Below are 20,092 nucleotides of genomic sequence, written 5' to 3' on the forward strand. Positions count from 1 at the left end.
AAAATGCCATTAAAAATGCCATTGAATGAAATCCAATGACATTTGATGAACCAGGATAAAAGAAAAAACCCTTGATTATCAAGGGTTTTGACACTGTTTGAAATCCAATGATTTCTATGTATGGAGACGGCGGGAGTCGAACCCGCGTCCAGAAACTCCAATACGCCAGCTTCTACGCGTGTAGTTTGTCTACTTGCGATTCGTGCAGCATTATGCCGACAAACAGGCGTCCTGTGCACTAACCTGGAAATCTCTTACCGCTGACTCAGGTGGTACCAGCAGGTCGTATCCCACTAAAGTTGGGCCCCACGGACTGCACATGGGCGATGCAGAGGCGGAGCGCTTAAGAGCTTACGCTGCGAAAGCTAAGTTTTGTTGTTTGCCAGTTATTATATAACTTCCGTTGATGACGGAGCCGAGACCTCCGACGCGCGACTAGAGCTTGAACCATCCCTGTCGAATCCGTAACGTCCCCGAATGATAGAAGGCGTATAATACGCACTATGTCCGGGTCACGAGCTAGTCGTGTACGGGTAGAACAAAACGCACTTGTTCTATAATGAGTATCGTATGAGTAGATACCCACTGGCAACTTACAGTACCTATTATAACGTGTGAGCGGCATAACTTCAAGAGAAGTGCCTGCCCCATTTCCCTATTGATTACTGGTGGTGCTGCCAAATCATTCTCTTCCTCCTTTTCTATGGAAATCTTCTTTCTATCCTCCATACGAAAACTTCTGACATACTTGGAATTACAGCTCTAATCCCTTTGTTATAAAGATAGACACAGATCCTTTTTCTCCGCCCATCTTTAACTGCTGCACATTGCAAAACAGCCAAATCCATATACGACATAACGTAAAATAAATGTCATATAGATTGTCGCTTATTTTTATTTAAGTTGTATGTCAAAATCAGCGAATAGACGTTTTGACTGTTTAAAAATCTTCCAATACTATCTTAGACTACTAGACGATCAGCACTTGCTAAAAGTACTTGTTAAGATGCGCTGTGCTTGGAAGATCAAAGGGTTCTTATATAAAATGCTAGCCCTCCCTCCCAGACATTGAAAGTATACTAGAAGGAACGGTTATTTTTTATAGAGGAAAAAGCACATGTAACGCAGGGTGGCGAGTGCATCTGCCGCTGCGCTTTCGATGCAGAGCAAAGCTTCCAACGGGAAAAGCGTCCACCCGTAGTGGAATGTGTGGTCAAGTACATATTTTGGTTAAAAAATAAAAAACCTCCACCAATTTTGTAACGAATGGCCTGTAGCCTGGTCTTATGTAGGAAAGGAGGGTGGAATGTGACGGAGTTCGAGGATATTTATGAGCGGTATTTCAAGGATGTGTATGCCTTTGTGTATTCGCTCAGCCGCAATGACAAAGTTGCCGAGGAGATTACGCAGGAGACATTTTTCAAGGCTTTAAAAGGCATCGAGTCGTTCAACGGTCAGTGCAAGCTGCATGTATGGCTGTGTCAGATTGCGAAAAATACATATTTTACTTATCTGGATAAACAGAAGCGGTTTTCTGACGAGGACATACCGGAACAGGAAGGCGTGCGCATCGAGGAGCTGATGACGGATAAGGAAAACGTGTTCCGGATCCATCAGGCGCTGCACCGGCTGGAGGAGCCGTACAAGGAAGTGTTTACTTTGCGGATTTTCGGGGAGCTGTCGTTTCGGCAGATCAGCCAGCTGTTCGGGAAGACGGAGAGCTGGGCGCGGGTTACATTTCACCGGGCCAAACAGAAACTGCAGACGAGGCTGAAGGAGGAAGAGCAATGAACAAATTGCCGTGTGATGTCGTACGGGACCTGCTGCCGCTGTATCATGATGAGGTGTGCAGCGAAGCGAGCAGGCACATGATCGAGGAACACCTGTCGAACTGTAAAGAGTGCCGGGCCGAGCTGGCAGCCATCAAGCAGGATATCCGGCTGGCGCCGGAGGATATCAAGGATAACCAAAAGGACCGGACTGCACTGAAAAGCATGTCAGCCTTCTGGAACAAGACGAGGAAAAAGGCGTTCTTGAAGGGAATCGCCATTGCGACGGTGGTATGCCTGCTTCTTTGGGGCGGCTATTACGGTCTGTTTGAATGGAATATTACAACCGTTGCCTCGGAGGACGTGGAAATTTCCGATGTCAGCATACTCCCTGACGGCAGGATCGCCTACCATGCAGAAATTACGGACGGCTATGCACTGTACCGGCTGAAATATGATATAGACGATGACGGCAATTTCTATATGATTCCGCTGCGTCCGATCATCAAGGAGAAGTCCGAGCTGCCGTATACGCTTGAAAACTGGTATGACTCAATCGACTTAGACATGTATAAGGAGGACGGGAAAGGCCCGGATATAAAAGCGATCTATTACGGCGCACCTGATGACGCCATCCTTGTCTGGGAGGAAGGAATGGAGCTGCCGAAAGCAAGTCCTGAAGTGGAGAGCCGTTTCAATTTTGACTAGCCGTAAAAAAGCGCCTGTTTGAATACTTGTTCAAACAGGCGCTTCTTCTATTAGTTAAAAACTCTCAAGCTCCGCCTCCGTCAAGTTGCGGTAGCCCATATAAGGGATCTGTACCTTCCCGTCCACCAGCTTTACGACCGCATAGCTCGGGATGCCGTTCGAGATATAGGCCTGGGTTTCTTTTGGCCATTCGCTCATCGGGACGTCCTCGTACTCCGCTAGATCAAAGTCGGTATCCTGTGTTCCATCCATATAGCCCATGAGGTCAAAGAAGGTATCGCGGAACGTGACGAAATACGTGTCGTCCGTTACCTTTGCTGCGGCTGTTACCTCACGCGTGACGTGCCGGTTATGGAAGTCACTCGGTGGGACGTAAAAGACACCGTCCGCGTAGTGCAGAAGGGTTGTGTTATCAGGCGTTTGCGGGGACGGCAGGTCGAGTGCAGCAGCGTCCACGTCAATATTGTGGAGTGCCTTCATCTGCTTGGCAACCGTCTCTTCGTTATAGCCCATGAAGTAATCCAGATTGCCGCCATCCTGCGGTACCTTCCCCGTTACGATCAGGCTCGTGATGATCGGCTCATACGTTGCCTTGTCACGCTGATCGATTTTGACAGGGAACGTAAACTCGGATATGCCTTCCTGAATGTCGGCCATTGCTTCCTCGGAAGCCTCTTCCCCATCCACCAATGTTGTATTGAAGCCTTCCGTCAGATCAGAGAATACGCGTCCGATATTGCCTGAAATATCGACTGTATCAAAGGCGAATGCCTTTTCCCCTTCCTCGCTCTTCAGGATGGGGACTTCCTCTCCTTCGTAGTCCTGCAGGCGCCGCTCAAACGTTTCCCTGTTGACATTTCCATCATCCAGCCGGTATGCTTCCTGCTCCCCGGCGCTGTGATAGGTTGTGAGCACCTGCTCGAATGTCCCGTCACGATATGCATAATACACGGATTCATCGAAGTTTTCCTGTTCGTCCGATTGGAAGTAGCTGTTCTTCAGCAGTACTTCCCCCTTGCCTGTTGTGACAAAGGAAATGCTCATATCCGTAGGCGCCAGGGAATCGAGATTGATGAAATCATGATGCAGGAGGACCGCTTGTTCAGCTTCCTTGTTCGCCTGCCAGATTTCCACTATATAGCCGTCCTGATTGCGGTGGTCGAATACGCTATCGTGGTGTCTTGAACCTCTAAACAACATATACAGCTCGTCCTGTCCGTCCTGGTTGATATCGATCAAGTCGGCATGGGCCAGGCCGTAGCGGCTGTCACTGAACGAGGAGTTATCCGTCACGACACCGAACTCATAAACTACATCCTCCAGTACACCGAGGAGCTGCTGCCGCTGTTTGATTTCCCCCTCTGTCAGCCTTTCTTCCGGTACCTCTGTCTGTTGTTCCTCTACGGCTTCGTTTTCTTCCGCTTCTGGTGTTTCATTTTCTGTACAGCCGGCCAAGCAAAGGATACCGGCTGCGAGTAGTAGTTTTTTCACGATAGGCCCCCTTTATTGCTTTACCCTTCTTATAAACTAATTTCCATCTTTTAAACATTCGCGCTAGCGGCGGCTTCTCCTGTCTTCATTCCGTGCCCATGCCAAGATGATGGCGATGACCAGGACAAAACCGAGATAGCCCATCGTGGAATACAGCTTCCCTACAAGCGTCGTAAAGCCGGCCGTGCTTGCCGCAAAGCCGATGAATCCTACGAGCACGATGGTCGGCTTAAACATCGGTTTATCAGGCGGGATAAAGCGTACCGTAAAGACGTAAAACATGCCGACCGCCGTGTTGTACATCATGCCAAGCAGCACAAGCGCCATACAGACCCCGACTGCCGGGTGGATCTGCTTTGCGAGCTCAAGTGTCGGCATATCGACACCGGCGATCACATCCATTTTGACAAACAGCGCCAGGTTGATCAGGACAATCAAAAGACCGAGCATCACACCCCCGAGTATGCCCCCGCGTCCCGCTATTTTGCGGTTCTTTTCTGTCCCGCCCATCACGATCAGCATCGCAGCCCCTGCCGCAATATTATAGGAAACATACAAAATGGCCCCCATCCACCAGTTCGATGCCGCTGCCGGCTGTTCACGTGAGATCACGTCCAGCTCGCCGATCGAATACTCCATCGTAAAGAAGGAAAAAAGCAAAATAACAAAAATAATGACCATTAAATAAGGGGTCAGCATCGCGACGACCCTCAGAATGTTCTTCACATCAAGCAGCAATGTCAAAATCGTCGCTGTCACCATCACGATGCTTCCGATCATCGGATGGATGCCGAATGTCTGATTGAAGGTAGCGCCTGCCCCTGCAAACATCACGACGGCAACGCCAAACAGGATGGCCGTGATGAGCATGTCCAGCACCGGGCCGAGAAAACGCCCGCCGATATAATAGATGCCTTCCTTATGGGAGGCCGTCTGCAAATCCGACCCAAGCTGTGCCAAAATCATCCCTAAAAAAGCAAACACAATCGTCGCCACAAGCCCGCCGAGAATTCCCATGACTCCAAAGCTCGTAAAATACTGCATGATTTCCTGACCCGAGGCAAAGCCTGCCCCCGTCACAAGCCCGACGAACGCCCCGCCAATTTGAAAGCTCTTCTTCATACAACACCTACTTGTCCCTCTTTTTTCCGTGCTGCCTGCCAAACGCTGTTGTACTAGCCTATGATTGCAGCGCGGGGGGCATGAATGGGAATGCGGCGCCATTAAAAAAAGCATTTGGAATGATTATTCCAAATGCCCTGCCTGCTTGTTGATCGTGACTTCTGTTTGCGGTTCCCTGTTATCTTTTCTCATCCATGCGATGATGACCGCGATAATTAAGGCAAAGCCGAGGTAGCCCATTGTCGAATACACTTTTCCGACTAAGGTCGTAAAGCCGACAAAACTTGCCCCAAAGCCTGCAAGACCGATGATGACAATCGCTGGCTTGAATGCTTTATGATTCGGTTCCACAAAGCGTACCGTAAAGGCATAGAACATACCGACGGCCGTGTTATACATCATGCCAAGCAGTGCGATGGCCATCAGTACCCCGACTGCCGGGTGGATCTGGTTTGCCAGTTCTAGCGTCGGCATTTCTACTCCTGCCACGGCGTCCATCTTCATAAACATGGCTATGTTAATCAAAATGATGAGCGCGCCGAGCATCAGCCCGCCGACTGCTCCTCCAAGACCCGCTACTTTGCGGTCCTTTTCTGTACCGCCCATGACGATCAGCATCGCGGCACCGGCTGCAATATTATACGATACGTACAGCAATGCACCGACGATCCAGTTAGAGGCAGCTGCACTCTGTGTCTGCGCCATTTCATTCGCTTCCGAGTAGGAGATGTCCATCGTGAAAATGGAGTAAATCAAAATGATGAAGATGACGACCATTAAATACGGTGTAATGACCGCAATCAGGTTGATGATATTTTTCACATTCAAAAGAAGCGTGCAAATGGTTGCGGCGACCATGATAATGCTCCCCAGCATCGGATCAATGCCGAACATCTGGTTGAAGGTAGAGCCCGCACCCGCAAACATGACGACTGCAACGCCAAACAGGAAGAACGTGATCAGAAAGTCGAGAATGAAGCCGATATAAGGTCCCCCGATATGATAGATCACCCCTTTATGGGATGATGTCTGCAGCTTGGAGCCGAGCTGCGCAAGCGCCATTCCAAGGAAGGCAAACGCAGCCGTCGCAATCAGTCCGCCGACAATTCCCATAATGCCGAAGCTCGTAAAATACTGCATGATTTCCTGGCCGGAAGCAAAGCCGGCGCCGACAATCAGCCCGACGAATGCCCCGCCGATCTGTAAACTTCTTTTCATAGATTCACCCGCTTTTTTGTATTTTTCTTCCTATTTATTTAAAAATTCTGAAAATATAATGGTAAGAGATACCTTAAGCATCTTTCAGTGCTTAAGGTTGAAAGATCATTTATATACTTTCTTCTCCACCGTATAAGCCTCGACTGTGTCACGGTTTACTTCATAGCCGATGCCTGCCGTTTGCGGTACATGGATATAGCCGTTTTCCGCCACGACTTCCGGCTCGATAATGTCCTTTTCCCAGTAGCGGCTGGAGCTTGCTGTGTCGCCTGGCAGGATGAAGTTTGACAGTGTCGTTAACGCCACGTTATGCGCACGCCCGACACCTGACTCCAGCATGCCGCCGCACCATACCGGTACACCGACAGATTCACAGTAGTCATGGATTTTCTTCGCTTCCGTCAAGCCGCCGACACGCCCGATTTTAATATTGATGATTTTCGTCGCACCGAGCTCGACCGCTTTTCGTGCATCCTCTAGTGAGTGGATGCTTTCATCCAGGCAGATCGGTGTGCTCATCTGCTTTTGAAGTGTTGCATGGTCAATGATGTCATCGGATGCGAGCGGCTGCTCGACCATTGTCAGATTGAACGCGTCCAGCTGCTTCAGCAGTTCTGCATCCGCCAGACGGTACGCTGAATTTGCATCCGCCATGATCGCCACATCCGGGAACGCTTCACGCAATGTGCGCATGACCTCTACATCCCAGCCCGGCTTGATTTTTACCTTGATGCGCTTGTAGCCGTCCTTTACGTACTCCTCTACAAGCGATACCAGCTCCTCGATCGATTGCTGGATACCGATGCTGATGCCTACTTCAATTTTATCCTTTGTCCCGCCAAGGGCAGCGGCAAGTGACTGGTTTGTCTGCTGTGCGTAAATATCCCAGATGGCCCCTTCGATCGTGGATTTCGCCATATTGTTTTTCCGGATCGGCTCAAAAATGTCGCTTACCTCATCCGGGTGGGCAATCTCTTTATTCAAAATCAGCGGGATCAAATAATCCTCGAGCATATGCCAGTTTGTTTTCAGCGTTTCCTCGTTGTACCACGGTGAATGGAAAGCGACAGATTCTCCCCAGCCGATTGTGCCGTCCTCGTCCTTTGCCTCCAAAAGAAGAAAATCCTTATTCGTAAATGTGCCGAAGCTTGTCGTGAACGGCGCCTTTAATTTCATCTGTAAATGACGGATTGTTATTTCGGTAATTTTCATCATTTGTCCCCTCCAAGTGCTAGTGATGCTTTTTTCACAAAAATGTAATCGTTCCACTGCTCATTCACCTGGACACGGACCGCTGCGTAGCCCGCTGCAAACATCGCCTGGAATATGTCGCGTGTCGCAAAGCGCCAATGCATGGCATGCTCCTGGCTTTGTCCTTTGAGTTCCTGAAAATCCTTCGGTACCGGCAAGCGGTAAGCCGGTTCTGTCAAATCATCGAGTGATTGGTAGCTTAATAGAGGCAAGCCGTTTTCATCGAATGTAATCTCTCCGATGGCAGCAGCATGTGCCGCTTCAGCAGGTGTGTGCTGCTCACTGACATAGTCGCTTTTTAAGTGCCAGTGCACCTCAAAGCGGTCAGATGGCAAGCCTTTGTTAAACCCGTCCTGCATTTCGCCGTAGCAGTTTTCTATATACGTATCGCAAATGCCGTTCAGCTTTGTTAAGTTCAAATAACCGTTTCGCGTTTCGAGCGGATCAAACGTCCACACCATCAGCTCATAGCCCTTTTCAATTGCCAGCTTTCGCTGCGCTTGCTTCAGGCGTTCACCGATGCGCTGCGAGCGGTAGGCTTCATCAATACCGAGCATATGGGAGCATAAATAGCTCCTGCCGTCCTTTAGACCGGCAAAGCCGTAGCTGAAACCGATTAAGCGTTCGCCGTCATAGGCGCCGACAAGAATGCCGCCGTTTTTGGATGCCGTGAGCGTCTGATGTGTCGGCAGGGGCGGAATTCCCCAGACACGCTCCTCCAGCTTTTGCACCTGCTCCATTTCCTCGATCGTTGTCAGCTCTTTAATTGAAATCATCCTGCATCGCTTCCTTCTGCCTGCTGTAGTGCCAGCGTTAGTGCCCGTGCAATGATCTGGGCACCGGTTGGCAAATGCTCTTTATTAAACGTCATTTGCGGGTGGTGCAGACCCGGTGTTACGCCGCACCCTAAACCGAGCAGCGTTGTTTTCAGCTGGGGTCTTTTATAGGCGTAAAAGTGAAAATCCTCCCCGCCTGGTGTTACAACATCAGGGGCACAGTGCTCCTCCCCTGCTGTATCGATGATTGCCTGCCTCATGATCGCTTTCGCTTCCTCATTTACCTGTGCGGCGGCAATATGCGCATCCATCGTTGTCGTGATTGTCGCTCCGTACAATGCTTCCACCGCAGCAATGGCTCGTTTCAAGCCTGCTGTCAGTGCATCCATCGTGGCGTTCGTCTGGGCACGGGCATCAATGCTGAATGTAGCAGACCCCGGAATAATATTTGTGGCAGACCCGCCTGCCTGCAGCTGTGTCATCTTGATCGAGGCCGATTCTGTCGGGCTGATCCAGATGCGTTTTAATGCATCCACCAAAGCAGCCGCCACTTCAATCGCATTGATTCCCTGCTCCGGCCGTGCCCCGTGTGCTTCTATCCCGGTAATCGTCCCGGTAAAAAGCTTTGCCGCGCCGTGATATAATGCCGGGGCATGCATCCCTTCCGCTAGTTCCACGAGGGGGCGGACATGGACACCAAAAAGAAATTGCAGCGGATCGACGACACCCTTCTCGACGAAAGCCTTTGCGCCCTGTGCCTTCTCCTCTGCCGGCTGGAAAATGAACCGGACAGCACCCGATAATGATTGTTTCTGTTCGTTTATGAATAATGCCGCGCCAATCGCCATTGTCATATGGCCATCATGCCCGCACGAGTGATTGGCTTTGAATGCACCGTTCACCTCTTGCCAAAGAGCGTCCATATCTGTCCGGAACCCGACTTTCGGTACACCTTCACCAATATCGACATAGAAGCCCGTCATATCATCAAACGTATGAGGCTCCAGCCCTTCCTCCTTTAGCATGGCAGCCAGATAGGCGGTTGTTGCCGTCTCCTGCCAGCTGATTTCCGGATTGGCATGCAGGTGAGCAAAGACATGCTGTATTCGTTCTGTTACCTGTTGTTTTATCATTTCTCTCAACTCCATCGGTTCGCAATAAAGCTATTTTGAAAATCATCAAACTTTACACGCTGTTCATTATAGTAAGCTGCATCATGCGACATCATGCCGACGACGAGCGTATTCAAAAAGGAAATCAGGGCAGGCATCATATCGATTGTAGAAAGCTCTGCCTGCTGCAGGACGAACGCTTCATGTGCGACTGCCTGAATGGGTGCTACATTGGCATCCGTAATGGCGACCGTATAGACACCGCGCTTACTGAATTCCTCCGCAAGCTGGATTGGCTCTTTATAATAGCGGTGCAGGGAAATGACGACCGCTACTGCCGTTTCATCCGCTTCCTGCAAGGTGCGGATCAGCATGCTCGTCTCCCCGTGGACAAGCTTGACATTCGGACGGAGCATATTCAGGGTGAACTGGAGCCACTGGGCGGCGAAATTCGATGCGCCCGCTCCGACGAGATAGATCGTTTTCGCTTCATGGAGCTTTTTCGTCGTCTGTAAAAACTGCTTGCCATCTATTTGTCCGGCAATTCCGACAATTTGATTGCTGATTTGGCCCATCACCTTTTCGCAAAGTGCCTGCTCTTTAAAAAGCTCCTCCTTCGAGGACACATAATTGCCGAGTGTACTGTTCGTATTGTGCTCGAATAAGTACATCGTGAGCTCCTTCTGCAGCTGGGCATATCCATTTAACCCGACAGCATAGCAGAAGCGGATGACAGTCGTTTCACTCGTCCCTGCCTGTTCCCCCACTTCAGCGGCGGAATGAACGCCGACATACGTAGGATTATGTAAAACAAAGGACGCTACCTTTTGCTGTGCTTTTGACAACGAGCTAAAGTGCTGTTCGATTTTCCCTTTGATCGTTTTTGCATCCTTCAAAAGAAGCTCCTCCTTTTTTCTAGTAAAATATGAAGTTCACGCTTCAAATATACGGACTACTTTAGCACGGTTACATATGAGTTGCAATACTTTTCTGAAATTTCTTATTACTCTATCTTTTATAAGGCGAATGCAGTTTTATTAGAAAAGGTAATTATTTAAACAAAACTTATTACTTTAAAAGAAAGATTGAGTAAAACTCCTATGTCGATAGGCAAAATTTTTTATTTCATAAATGAGATATTCCCCACATGCTTCTATTCATCCTGATGAACCGCACTATAAACAGGGCAAAGTGAATGGATCTTTCATATCTTCATCATTCAGGTGAAAAGAAGTGTATTCAGGACAAATGATCATTATAATGGAAATATGATACATATCAAATGGGTGATTTCCATTTATCTTGTCTGCGTTCCTCGCGGAGCCGATCATGTCTGTTGGATGTATGGATGAAGAAATATTCATATTGAAATCAGATGTTCGAGGATTTCCGGAAGCGGAGGGAATTTGTTATGAAGCCGATACAGCCAGTATCTGTTTTCTCACCCCTTTTGAAAAATGGCGGACCGTATGATTACTGTACATTGGATGGGACAAGAGACGAGCGCTGCGGTTCACAGCTTGATAAGTAAGTAACTAATGCAAATTGTAGGAGGGGTTTGGGATGATCGTTTTAAAAGGTATCGGGAAGTTCAAGGAGCTGCCGGAAATCGCCATGCATATTTACGAAGGAAATATGCCGGCTTTGCAGGCTGCCATTGAAGCAGGCTGGAACATTGAAGAAGGAATTGGACTTAGCAAGTATATTACATTAAGCCCATTGGATCTGGCGCTTGTATCGCAGAAGATGGAGGTTGTAAAGCTGCTGGTAGAGCACGGGGCCGACCTGAATGTCCATCATAACCCGGCATTTTTGCGGGCTGTCCGCCATTGCAAGGAAGACATCGTGAGGTATATTGCAGCGCAAGGAGCCGAGCTGGACAAGGTCAATCAAACGGGGTCAGGCGCCTATTCACAGGCCTACTACGGAAACAAGAAAAATATCCCGCTTATCCAGGAGCTGGGATTGGATATCAAGCAGCATGGCGGTACTGTATTGCGAGAGGCCGTATCCGACCATGACTATAAGACACTCACCTATTTGCTCGATCAAGGGGTGGACATCAATACGAATACACCGGACATGGTCTATCCTTATGAAGCGACTCCGCTGACGGTGGCCGCGCGTATGGGCAATTTGGCCATGGTCAAATTTTTGGTTGAACACGGAGCGGACGTTACGTTAGCGGAAAAAGACGGTGAGCGGCCGTATACGATTGCAGTCAGCAACAAGGACACCGCCATGGCTGACTATCTGAGAGCACTGGAGCCGGCTGACCTTCATAATGTGGAAAACAAGAAGTATGAGCTGAAGAAATATAAACTCCCGGATGAGCTGGTCAGCTTTCTTACCGGAGACAATCTCCGTCTTGAGCTGGCAGAAAATGAATTCGGTATCGAACATATCGACTTTTTCACTTTGACCGATACGATCGAGATGAAAGTAGGCGGGCAAAAGCTGCTGCGTCTTTCAGCCGATATCGACAATTACTCTGATCTGCTGCTTGTCTGGAATCCAAAGAAAAAAGGCATGATAGGCTGCTATGACGTGGAACACCAGGTCTATGCAGATTTATGCAGCTTTCCGGCGTTTCTTGCACGGCCTGAAGTATACCTCATTCAATTTCTTGATGGAGAACTGTAATGGAGAACCGCACGAATATTTTAACCGAAAGAACGGACTGTATTCTTTATTATGCCGAGCCGGATCTGCCGAACGAATACGGTACAGGATGGATCGGCGGGAATGCACCTGGATACTTTGATAACCGGGCAGATCTTATCCAGGAAGGTACCAAAAAATATTACTTTTACTTGTGCCTCGCCCACCCCTTTAAACATGAGAGCATGATTTCAATCTTTATCCCGGAGGAATATGAGGACTATTTGGACCACAATATTTATCCGAATTGCTCGATAAAGGTGATGGAGCATCCCATTTCAGCGGAAAGCGTCAACGATCTGTTTACTCATCCAGGTCTTAGAAAACATGCGATTTCAGACGGGATAATCAGCAATGACGAAAAATCGATGGATCAGTCTTTTTTGATTAAACTGGGCGGGAACCCGAGGCTTATTCAACATGAAGATTATTATTTTACGAAGCTGACGGAGGACTCATTTTCTTTTTTCTTTCAGGTAGATGAAGACGGTTACCCCGACACGCTGTTTCAAGATGATCACAGCTATCCTTTTGGTTTTGGCTCCCTCTATCTTTTCGCCAAAACCGGGACGAACGACAGTCAAGATCCAGTAGCAGGTTTTTGGCAGTTCTCTTGATTTAATGAATTGCGAAGTTTTTGCGCTTGGGTATGACTGTTTACATGAGAAGCTAAAAAGCGGTAAACCGTATCATAAGTAAATGCAGCATATAAAAAGACGAATGAATCCGGATTTGATTCATTCGTCTTGTAATTTTTCGAGAAGCTTTTGCATGAATTCTTTCGTTTCTGAAGAGCTTGGATTCACTAGAAAAGAATCATCTAAAGAGGAAATCGGACCGTTGTAATTGATTTGTTTCTCGATTTCTTGTAAGTCTACTTGTTCAATCGAATTATCTTCCAATTTCCCAACAGCAGCGACTAGGTTACTATCGCCTTCAGGAGTTGTCACCAATTTTAAATTAACTTGGGCAGTCTCTATTTTCTTTTGTTCGATCAAATAATCTTTTACAATACTTAAAATATCACCCTCCTTTATTTTATTATAGAGCTTAGACAAAAAAACCCCACTTATACTTGTTACGAAGAGCCCTATCATCAGCAGTCATAATAGAGAAAAGAGCCGACATAAACGAGCCGTACAGGCTGTCCAGCCAGGCAAAAAACGTCAGGAACCATGAACGGTGCCTGGCGCTTTTTGTTTTACCGTGAGTAAATAGGGTATTTACTTTCATAAGCAAGCTAGCTAGCGAAGCCATTGCAGAATAAATGAAAGAGAAAAGGGTTGATAGCCAACATGATGTTAAATAAAAAATTACTATTGGTTTTTAGTATATTTGCGGTTTGCTTTTTGTCTGCTTGTGCCGAGAAGGAGAAGCTTGACGACGGATCGGAACTGATCAATAACGATCAATTTGTGTTCGCGGCTTCCGGTGAATTCAAGCCATTCAGCTACATAAATGATGACCTCACCATGTCTGGTTTTGATATTGAGGTCGGCGAAGCGATTGCAAAAGAATTGGGCCTTGAGCCGGTTCAGAAGCGCATCAAATTCAAAGGGATTGTGGAAGGGGTAAAAACAGGGCGCGCGGATGCGGCCGTTGCCAGCCACACGATCAATCCGCAGCGAAGCAAACATGTTTCCTTCTCTACCCCCTACTATTATTCGGGACCGCAGATTTTCACTAGACCAGACAGTGACATTAAGACGGTCGAAGATTTAAAGGGCAAGGAAGTTGCCGTAGCAAAAGGTTCGACCTATGCCGATACAGCTTCCCAATATACGGATAACGTAAAAACGTATGACAGCGATATTACTGCTTTAAAAGCATTGAGCAGCGGGCGTCATGACGCGGTAATCACGGATTTTGTTACCGGGAAAACTGCTGCCAAGGAAGGGTTTGAGATTATAGGCCAGCAGTTAATTAATCGCAGTGAACAAGCGATCGTGCTGCCCCAGGATAACCCGCAGCTCCTAAAGCGAATAAACGAAGCGCTGGAAAACCTCCGGGAAGATGGGACACTCACTCGGATCAGTATTGAATATTTTGGTGAGGACATTACCAAGAAACCAGAGGAATAAATCCTATACCATACAAAGAAAGGAAGTAATACTTTGCCAAGTTTCTCACATTTTTTCGACATACTATCAGAAACAAAAGGTGTATTCTTTAAAGCGATGCTTTTAACACTAGAGCTGACGGTTGTTTCTATCTTACTAGGAATCGTCATCGGGCTTGTGTTTGCCTTATTAAAAATATCCAGAATAAAAGTTTTAGCACTTATCTCAGATATCTATGTGTATTTGGTGCGCGGGACACCGCTTATCGTTCAAATCTTTATCCTTTACTTCGGAATCAGCGGGATTTTCCTTCTTCCAGATTTTTGGGCCGCTTCGATTGCTCTAGCATTACATAACGGGGCCTACATTTCCGAAATCCTTCGGGGAGCGATTCAATCTGTCGACAGAGGCCAGTTTGAGGCAGGACGCTCTTTAGGGATGACAAAGTCGCTGACATTAAGAAGCATTATCCTTCCGCAGGCATTCCGCCGCGCGCTGCCGCCTTTAGGCAATCAATTTATCATCAGTTTAAAAGATTCTTCGTTAGCCGCATTTATCTCCATGAACGAGCTGTTCAACGTGGCGACAACACTAGGATCAAATAACTTCGATGAAATGACCTATTTACTCATCGTAGCAGTTTACTATTTATTGCTGGTAGCACTGCTGACATTCATCGTGAACCGAGTTGAACGGAAATTAGCAATAAGTGACCGATAGGAGGCGTACAGATTGGATACGAGAGAAATGATTAAAATAACGCAATTAAATAAATCGTTCGGCGACCTGCATGTATTGAAGGATATCAATATGACCGTTTTCGAGAGCGATGTTGTCTGTTTAATAGGATCGAGCGGCTCGGGGAAAAGTACCCTCCTTCGCTGTTTGAACTTTTTGGAAAAAAAGGATAACGGCCAGATTATCATTGAAGGAAAAGAAGTCAATCCACGTACCGATAACCTGAACAAAATCAGGGAAAAGGTCGGGATGGTGTTCCAAAACTTCAACCTGTTCCCGCATAAAACGGTTCTGGAAAACATTATCGAAGCCCCGATCAAGGTAAAGGGAGCCAGCAAAGAGGCGGCAATCTCCAACGCAAAGCAGTTGCTGAGTAAAGTGGGCCTCGAGGATAAGGCGGATGTCTACCCCAGCAAACTTTCAGGGGGGCAAAAGCAGCGGGTGGCGATTGCCAGAGCACTGGCGATGGAACCGGACATCATGCTGTTCGATGAGCCAACATCGGCACTCGACCCCGAACTTGTGGGCGAGGTTTTAACAACCATGAAAGACCTGGCTGAAGAAGGTATGACAATGGTTGTTGTAACCCATGAAATGGGCTTCGCTAAAGAAGTGGCCGATCGCATTGTGTACATGCACGATGGGAAAATTGTCGAGCACGGCACACCTGACGAGTTTTTCAATAACCCAAAAGAAGAGCGAACGCGGGAATTCCTAAAATCGACATCGCTGAAATAACGCTGCAAGGTCCTATCTATCTATTTAGACAGGACCTTGTTTTATTGTCCCTGACTTCTTCAGCCCTTTGCAGCTTTTCGTAAAGATCCTCTCTTTATGAAAAGCTTCATTAAAAATTTTGTTTTGGTATTGGGGGTTTCTTACTCCACAATTGGGACATATAACTGAACAAGGCAATAAAATGAATAGTAATTTAAAAATAGTAGTACTACCATGAAACAGGTAGTACTACTATTCTTACTGTATCACAATGCTATGGTTCTATTGGATAAAGACCAAGTGCATTTGCAGCGATTTCATAATAGATATCATTATATAAGACAATACTTTTATCTTCATATGTGGCAAGTAATTCAACCTTATAGTTTGGCTCTAATTTTGATAGTTGCGGGTAATTGGGATAGGATAAATCAGCTGTAGCTTGAGAAATGATTTCTACCTCTTTTTGTATATACCGTGTCCCTTTGCTTGTAGCCGCCTCAAAATCAGAAGGCTGGATGAATCGATTATCTAAATATCTAATGTAACCATTGATTTCAAGCCCATAATTATAAAAATAAAATCCTTTATTAACTCTTGCCGTATTTTTAGTATTACTACCTAATGGATTATCATAAATATTTGTACTTGTTTTAGCTACTAATATACCTTTTGGTACTTGTCTGCTATCTACGATTGTAATATCTGTAGGTTCAAATTTCCAAGACTCGGTTGAATCTGCTACACAAATACAATGAGACGACGCTCCCCGTTCACTAATAATCCCTCCATATGGCCAGGTTAATTGACCAGGACTGTCAAAGATATTTGCATCAACATTAGTATATAAAATATTCGCTTTGTTTCGGCTTGAAAAAACAGTGACCGGATTTTTATAAAAAGATTTACGAATCTCAAGCGGCACTTCTTTAAAAACAACTAGATTTGTTGCCTGGACGCGATATCCAGAGCTCATCCAATAGTAGGTTTGGCCACTATATTTTTCATTGGCATATACACGGAAGTAGTTACCTTTCTTAACAACTAATGACTCGAAATCTCCATGGATATTCTTTTTGTAAACTTTAACATCTTTTATAAAAGTCATTTTCCCCGTTTGCCCTTTGACTACCTCGGCTCCATCCCAGACAACATTCGCTTTTGAAGAAGTAGGAAGTACAGAAATGCTTAGTAACAGGACTAAAAGTAATATTAATTTTCTCATAATAAGAACCCCCCCTCTATTTACTTAATAAATGTAACACTCACTTTTTATAAATCCTAGAATAAACTGTTAAATTTTGATTATACAACTCATCTAAAGGTTACTTTCATATTTTTAATATTCCGTAACCAGGGACAATTCTTGAAGATGAATTGTATCTTTTTCAGCAATCAGGCCTATCAGTTGAATAACACCCTAAAAAGACTATATTTTTAGGGTGAAATTATGAAATAATACATTTAAGGTAACAATACAGGCTAGTTCAACAAAGAGCAGCAAAGAAATTTCATGGGAATAGCTAATGAGGTGAAAGAATGTTTAAACCATTATCTGATTATGATTTTAGAATTTATTCTGATGATAAGACATCACATGTAACATTTATTCTTGAAGAATATAGACATGAACGATTACCCAGTTTATCCTGTACAGTTGAAATATTAGATAATAAATTTATTGGTTGGAATAGTAATGTTTGGTTTGCATTTGATAAATTAATATCCTTTATTACTGAATTAGAAGAATTCGAAATGAAGAGACAAGGGAAAGTTTATCTAAGTGCTATGTCATCCCAAGATTTTATCATTACTTTTGAAACCTATAATCAAAAGGGGGATCTATTAGTAAACTATTCAATTTCCAATAATAAATATAATACTGATATATATTTAAGCAATACATTAACCGGAGGATTTAAGATTGACTCTGAATTCTTATTAAAACTCTTACGTGATTTTAAAAAACTTGCTTCCGTAGCGAATTTTGAAGGCGATGTAACTTTTTAAATAAAAAAGTTTTATAAAAGTAGTTCAATAATGATTTTCAACAATCCGGCCCTGCTTCTACACAAGAATAAGCGCTCATTTTATATTTAAGACCTTTTCTTGAAATGATGGAAAATGGAAAACAAACTAGTGGATCAAAAGGACCAAATCAAAAATTTATTGAAATTGACCTTGACAACGAGCTTATTAAAGAATAGAATTTTTAATATAAATAAAGTTTATCCGTTCCTATCACCTTTAGTTTGATAGTCAACCCATTTTGGATATTGATTATCAATCAAAGCAAAAAGGAACCTAGAATAAAGTTTTTGTAAATAATAGGTAGACGATTTAAAAAACCTAGACTAGGTTAGTTAAAAGTAAACCGACAATTATCAAAGTGTAATGGTTTTATGATTTTAGGCCATTATCTTTCTAATTGTCGGTTTTTTTTATAAACAAAAGCCATTGACCCGGTAGAAATGACCCAGTGAGAGAATATTTATCTATTCCACACCTTGGATGCGATTTCCACCAGCTGATTCAAAGGGACCTAGAGAGAAGAGATTTAAAGTTATTTATCGATCCATCCATCCACAAATCGAGACTTGTGCCATATAGGAAAAAGTATGTTTTTAGCTTATAGTTAAAAACTAAAGGATATGGACTATAGCGAAATTTCAAATAAATGAAGAACGCTTAATTGTGGAATGGAAGGAAGAAAAACATGATGGATAAAACAAAAGGTGTTCTTGAAGCTGAAATCAGTAAAGTGTTAACTCATTGGGAAAAAAATTATCTTGGGCGCGGTTCCGTGTCGGTTAAATCAGATATCGTGCGAGATATGGTAGTTGTTGTGTTGAAAGGTGTCCTAACACCCGCCGAATATGCAGTCTGCCAAGAAAAAGAAGGCCTATTATCGGTTAAAAAAATGAGAAATAGCTTGGTGGAATCAGGAGTGAAGGAAATAAAAGACGCACTCTCAGCGATAACGGGTTTTGAAGTGGTAAATTTTCATACCGATTTGAGTACAAAAAACGGCGAACGCGTCATGGTCTTTAGGCTTTCAGAGGATTTGCAAAGTAAATTATTATGATGTAACAAGTGGATGTATTCATTTTTCACAAGATTTCAACATCATCGCTTATTCAATCGATTAAAAAATATCATACAGGAGGCTTAAATTAATATGGATAAGAATAAGACATCAGTACCTCAACCAGATACAAACGTAGAAAATACCCCTGAAGCTATCGATAATGAAAAGCCTTTAAGTGTAAAGGAAACGATAGCTAAAAACAAAGAAATAATAGAGAAAAATCGTGAAATGCTAAAGAATTTAACATTGTTCACGTTCTTAATTTAATGGTTTTGAAATAAAAATAGAAAAAGCATTTCCCTTTAATAGTCGGGCGCAATTCTTGAAATAGAATTGTGCTCTTTTTTTATATAGCGGGCCAACTTATGCAGGCTTACACATAACTATAAACACCATTTGATATAATAACTAGTTAAGCATGGAAGTTTACTAATTGCTGTACATATAAAATGAAGGTGGTTTTGAAATTGATATGCAGCCAATGTCAAAGTGAAATGATTAAAGATTGCGAGGTTAAAGTTGAAGGAGCGATGTATAGTATAAAAATATTCAAAAAGAAAAAAGGCTTGTTTAAAAAAGCGTCCGAAAAACCAAAGGCTTCTGTTTGTCCAAATTGCGGTTATGTAGCTTTCTATATTGATAATTACAAAGAGTTCATGTAATCGATAGCTAACACTCCCCTGCTTTAATGAATGATCCCAAAGCATCAGAGGATCAAACTTTATTTGAAAGAAGACAGTTTCATTAAAATCATCTCTTCCTACTCATCTTTAGGAGTGAGGTGATTTTTTGTTGGATATTCACGTTAACATTACTATAAGGAGTTTTTTCATATTTATATGAACTTCATGTTAAAATTTGTATATAATTAATAGAAAAAAGTAAGGGAATGAAGATAGTTGAAGACGCTTTTCAAGTTGATCGCAGGTTTATGTTCCATCTTTTTAGTAACAGGTTGTTTCGGTGAAGAATATGATTTTTCCCCACCTACTGTGACAGTATTCACCCCAAATGGGATTAACGAAACTGAAATTCTAGCAGAGGCCAACATTAAATGGGAATATGATGAAAAATACAATAAAGAAACGAAGGATATTCAATCATTAGCTAAAAAACAAAACGCACTATACTTTCATCCAGGAGAGTTAGCTGCTATAAACTTTGAAGATGGAGATTATGATCCGGATGGAATAAGTGTGTCAATTTGGCAAGGAGAGAAAAAGATTGATGTAGCATATCAAAAAAGCAGCCAAGACTTCCACTTACCTCAAGAAAAAGGTGAGTATACACTGGTTATTGACATTGATTCGAATAGTGGCAATGCTCAATATGTTGGAAATATTGTTATCCAGTAATTTAGTTTTGAAACTGTACTTTGAAG

At 44.4% G+C, this 20,092-nt stretch carries 21 protein-coding genes and 1 other RNA gene; 11 read left to right on the forward strand and 11 right to left on the reverse strand.

The genetic code is table 11. The features are described 5' to 3' along the window. Nucleotides 1-118: 118 nt before the first annotated feature. Nucleotides 119-475: a transfer-messenger RNA gene (gene ssrA / locus AA0Y26_RS18235) on the reverse strand. A 44-nt stretch (nt 476-519) separates the two neighbouring features. After that, nucleotides 520-729 carry a hypothetical protein gene (locus AA0Y26_RS18240; RefSeq protein ID WP_413363454.1) on the reverse strand — a complete coding sequence of 70 codons (210 nt, stop codon included), beginning with the start codon at nt 727-729 and terminating at the stop codon, nt 520-522. Between the two features lie 579 nt (nt 730-1,308). On the opposite strand from AA0Y26_RS18240, the gene AA0Y26_RS18245 reads away from it, so the two are divergent. Together AA0Y26_RS18245 and AA0Y26_RS18250 are read left to right on the forward strand one after the other, a co-directional pair. Next, the gene (locus AA0Y26_RS18245; RefSeq protein WP_413363455.1) at nt 1,309-1,791 is read left to right on the forward strand and encodes an RNA polymerase sigma factor; all 483 of its coding nucleotides are present in this window, start codon (nt 1,309-1,311) and stop codon (nt 1,789-1,791) included. After that, nucleotides 1,788-2,477, forward strand: a complete 690-nt coding sequence (locus AA0Y26_RS18250; RefSeq protein WP_413363456.1) for a zf-HC2 domain-containing protein — start codon at nt 1,788-1,790, stop codon at nt 2,475-2,477. Before AA0Y26_RS18245 ends, AA0Y26_RS18250 begins: the two co-directional genes overlap by 4 nt. A 54-nt stretch (nt 2,478-2,531) precedes the next feature. Here the strand turns inward: AA0Y26_RS18250 and AA0Y26_RS18255 are convergent, their stop codons facing one another. From AA0Y26_RS18255 to AA0Y26_RS18285, 7 genes are all read right to left on the reverse strand, one after another. Next, on the reverse strand, nt 2,532-3,968 hold the full coding sequence (locus AA0Y26_RS18255) for a hypothetical protein (RefSeq protein WP_413363457.1): 1,437 nt from the start codon (nt 3,966-3,968) through the stop codon (nt 2,532-2,534). Nucleotides 3,969-4,031: 63 nt separating this feature from the next. Further along, a complete protein-coding gene (locus tag AA0Y26_RS18260; protein ID WP_413363458.1) occupies nt 4,032-5,090 on the reverse strand; it encodes a hypothetical protein in 1,059 nt (352 codons plus the stop codon). Nucleotides 5,091-5,213: 123 nt separating this feature from the next. Next, nucleotides 5,214-6,308 carry a hypothetical protein gene (locus tag AA0Y26_RS18265; protein WP_413363459.1) on the reverse strand — a complete coding sequence of 365 codons (1,095 nt, stop codon included), beginning with the start codon at nt 6,306-6,308 and terminating at the stop codon, nt 5,214-5,216. A gap of 105 nt (nt 6,309-6,413) precedes the next feature. Next, nucleotides 6,414-7,520 carry an o-succinylbenzoate synthase gene (gene menC / locus AA0Y26_RS18270; RefSeq protein WP_413368305.1) on the reverse strand — a complete coding sequence of 369 codons (1,107 nt, stop codon included), beginning with the start codon at nt 7,518-7,520 and terminating at the stop codon, nt 6,414-6,416. After that, nucleotides 7,520-8,335 carry a GNAT family N-acetyltransferase gene (locus AA0Y26_RS18275; protein ID WP_413363460.1) on the reverse strand — a complete coding sequence of 272 codons (816 nt, stop codon included), beginning with the start codon at nt 8,333-8,335 and terminating at the stop codon, nt 7,520-7,522. The genes menC and AA0Y26_RS18275 overlap by 1 nt, the downstream gene beginning before the upstream one ends. Then, a complete protein-coding gene (locus tag AA0Y26_RS18280) occupies nt 8,332-9,468 on the reverse strand; it encodes an amidohydrolase (RefSeq protein ID WP_413363461.1) in 1,137 nt (378 codons plus the stop codon). The genes AA0Y26_RS18275 and AA0Y26_RS18280 overlap by 4 nt, the downstream gene beginning before the upstream one ends. Nucleotides 9,469-9,473: 5 nt before the next feature. Continuing rightward, a complete protein-coding gene (locus tag AA0Y26_RS18285; protein ID WP_413363462.1) occupies nt 9,474-10,343 on the reverse strand; it encodes a MurR/RpiR family transcriptional regulator in 870 nt (289 codons plus the stop codon). Between the two features lie 667 nt (nt 10,344-11,010). Here AA0Y26_RS18285 and AA0Y26_RS18290 point away from each other — a divergent pair. After that, on the forward strand, nt 11,011-12,090 hold the full coding sequence (locus AA0Y26_RS18290; RefSeq protein WP_413363463.1) for an ankyrin repeat domain-containing protein: 1,080 nt from the start codon (nt 11,011-11,013) through the stop codon (nt 12,088-12,090). Further along, nucleotides 12,090-12,725: a hypothetical protein gene (locus AA0Y26_RS18295; protein ID WP_413363464.1), complete on the forward strand. Its 636-nt coding sequence runs from the start codon at nt 12,090-12,092 to the stop codon at nt 12,723-12,725. The genes AA0Y26_RS18290 and AA0Y26_RS18295 overlap by 1 nt, the downstream gene beginning before the upstream one ends. Nucleotides 12,726-12,845: 120 nt before the next feature. Here the strand turns inward: AA0Y26_RS18295 and AA0Y26_RS18300 are convergent, their stop codons facing one another. Continuing rightward, nucleotides 12,846-13,166: a hypothetical protein gene (locus AA0Y26_RS18300; RefSeq protein ID WP_413363465.1), complete on the reverse strand. Its 321-nt coding sequence runs from the start codon at nt 13,164-13,166 to the stop codon at nt 12,846-12,848. A gap of 237 nt (nt 13,167-13,403) precedes the next feature. Between AA0Y26_RS18300 and AA0Y26_RS18305 the strand changes: the two genes are divergently transcribed. From AA0Y26_RS18305 to AA0Y26_RS18315, 3 genes are read left to right on the forward strand one after another with little or no spacing between them, the layout of a single operon-like run. Further along, complete coding sequence (locus tag AA0Y26_RS18305) at nt 13,404-14,189, forward strand: transporter substrate-binding domain-containing protein (RefSeq protein ID WP_413363466.1); 786 nt, start codon at nt 13,404-13,406, stop codon at nt 14,187-14,189. Between the two features lie 33 nt (nt 14,190-14,222). After that, nucleotides 14,223-14,888, forward strand: a complete 666-nt coding sequence (locus tag AA0Y26_RS18310) for an amino acid ABC transporter permease (protein ID WP_413363467.1) — start codon at nt 14,223-14,225, stop codon at nt 14,886-14,888. Nucleotides 14,889-14,915: 27 nt separating this feature from the next. Further along, nucleotides 14,916-15,644: an amino acid ABC transporter ATP-binding protein gene (locus AA0Y26_RS18315; protein ID WP_413368307.1), complete on the forward strand. Its 729-nt coding sequence runs from the start codon at nt 14,916-14,918 to the stop codon at nt 15,642-15,644. Nucleotides 15,645-15,897: 253 nt separating this feature from the next. Here AA0Y26_RS18315 and AA0Y26_RS18320 read toward each other — a convergent pair whose 3' ends face one another. Beyond that, complete coding sequence (locus AA0Y26_RS18320) at nt 15,898-16,848, reverse strand: hypothetical protein (RefSeq protein WP_413363468.1); 951 nt, start codon at nt 16,846-16,848, stop codon at nt 15,898-15,900. A 314-nt stretch (nt 16,849-17,162) separates the two neighbouring features. On the opposite strand from AA0Y26_RS18320, the gene AA0Y26_RS18325 reads away from it, so the two are divergent. The 4 genes from AA0Y26_RS18325 (at nt 17,163) to AA0Y26_RS18340 (ending at nt 20,066) form a co-directional block, all read left to right on the forward strand. Further along, complete coding sequence (locus tag AA0Y26_RS18325; RefSeq protein WP_413363469.1) at nt 17,163-17,633, forward strand: hypothetical protein; 471 nt, start codon at nt 17,163-17,165, stop codon at nt 17,631-17,633. Nucleotides 17,634-18,342: 709 nt separating this feature from the next. Continuing rightward, a complete protein-coding gene (locus tag AA0Y26_RS18330) occupies nt 18,343-18,708 on the forward strand; it encodes a DUF2294 domain-containing protein (protein WP_413368309.1) in 366 nt (121 codons plus the stop codon). Between the two features lie 93 nt (nt 18,709-18,801). Continuing rightward, the gene (locus AA0Y26_RS18335) at nt 18,802-18,978 is read left to right on the forward strand and encodes a multidrug transporter (protein ID WP_413363470.1); all 177 of its coding nucleotides are present in this window, start codon (nt 18,802-18,804) and stop codon (nt 18,976-18,978) included. 650 nt (nt 18,979-19,628) lie between these two features. Continuing rightward, nucleotides 19,629-20,066 (forward strand): hypothetical protein, encoded by a 438-nt coding sequence (locus tag AA0Y26_RS18340; protein WP_413363471.1) that lies wholly within the window; start codon nt 19,629-19,631, stop codon nt 20,064-20,066. Nucleotides 20,067-20,092: the final 26 nt, after the last annotated feature.

It is taken from the genome of Lysinibacillus canaveralius, assembly GCF_047301505.1.
In the GTDB taxonomy this organism is placed as follows: Bacteria; Bacillota; Bacilli; order Bacillales_A; family Planococcaceae; genus Lysinibacillus_B.

What these genes read in the sequence shown, in the direction of transcription:
- AA0Y26_RS18335 (WP_413363470.1), top strand. Translation starts at nt 18,802, where the DNA reads ATGGATAAGAATAAGACATCAGTACCTCAACCAGATACAAACGTAGAA.
- AA0Y26_RS18265 (WP_413363459.1), bottom strand. Translation starts at nt 6,308, where the DNA reads ATGAAAAGAAGTTTACAGATCGGCGGGGCATTCGTCGGGCTGATTGTC.
- AA0Y26_RS18275 (WP_413363460.1), bottom strand. Translation starts at nt 8,335, where the DNA reads ATGATTTCAATTAAAGAGCTGACAACGATCGAGGAAATGGAGCAGGTG.
- AA0Y26_RS18250 (WP_413363456.1), top strand. Translation starts at nt 1,788, where the DNA reads ATGAACAAATTGCCGTGTGATGTCGTACGGGACCTGCTGCCGCTGTAT.
- AA0Y26_RS18320 (WP_413363468.1), bottom strand. Translation starts at nt 16,848, where the DNA reads ATGAGAAAATTAATATTACTTTTAGTCCTGTTACTAAGCATTTCTGTA.
- AA0Y26_RS18240 (WP_413363454.1), bottom strand. Translation starts at nt 729, where the DNA reads ATGGAGGATAGAAAGAAGATTTCCATAGAAAAGGAGGAAGAGAATGAT.
- AA0Y26_RS18290 (WP_413363463.1), top strand. Translation starts at nt 11,011, where the DNA reads ATGATCGTTTTAAAAGGTATCGGGAAGTTCAAGGAGCTGCCGGAAATC.
- AA0Y26_RS18280 (WP_413363461.1), bottom strand. Translation starts at nt 9,468, where the DNA reads ATGATAAAACAACAGGTAACAGAACGAATACAGCATGTCTTTGCTCAC.
- AA0Y26_RS18260 (WP_413363458.1), bottom strand. Translation starts at nt 5,090, where the DNA reads ATGAAGAAGAGCTTTCAAATTGGCGGGGCGTTCGTCGGGCTTGTGACG.
- AA0Y26_RS18295 (WP_413363464.1), top strand. Translation starts at nt 12,090, where the DNA reads ATGGAGAACCGCACGAATATTTTAACCGAAAGAACGGACTGTATTCTT.
- AA0Y26_RS18330 (WP_413368309.1), top strand. Translation starts at nt 18,343, where the DNA reads ATGGATAAAACAAAAGGTGTTCTTGAAGCTGAAATCAGTAAAGTGTTA.
- AA0Y26_RS18305 (WP_413363466.1), top strand. Translation starts at nt 13,404, where the DNA reads ATGATGTTAAATAAAAAATTACTATTGGTTTTTAGTATATTTGCGGTT.
- menC (WP_413368305.1), bottom strand. Translation starts at nt 7,520, where the DNA reads ATGAAAATTACCGAAATAACAATCCGTCATTTACAGATGAAATTAAAG.
- AA0Y26_RS18315 (WP_413368307.1), top strand. Translation starts at nt 14,916, where the DNA reads ATGATTAAAATAACGCAATTAAATAAATCGTTCGGCGACCTGCATGTA.
- AA0Y26_RS18325 (WP_413363469.1), top strand. Translation starts at nt 17,163, where the DNA reads ATGTTTAAACCATTATCTGATTATGATTTTAGAATTTATTCTGATGAT.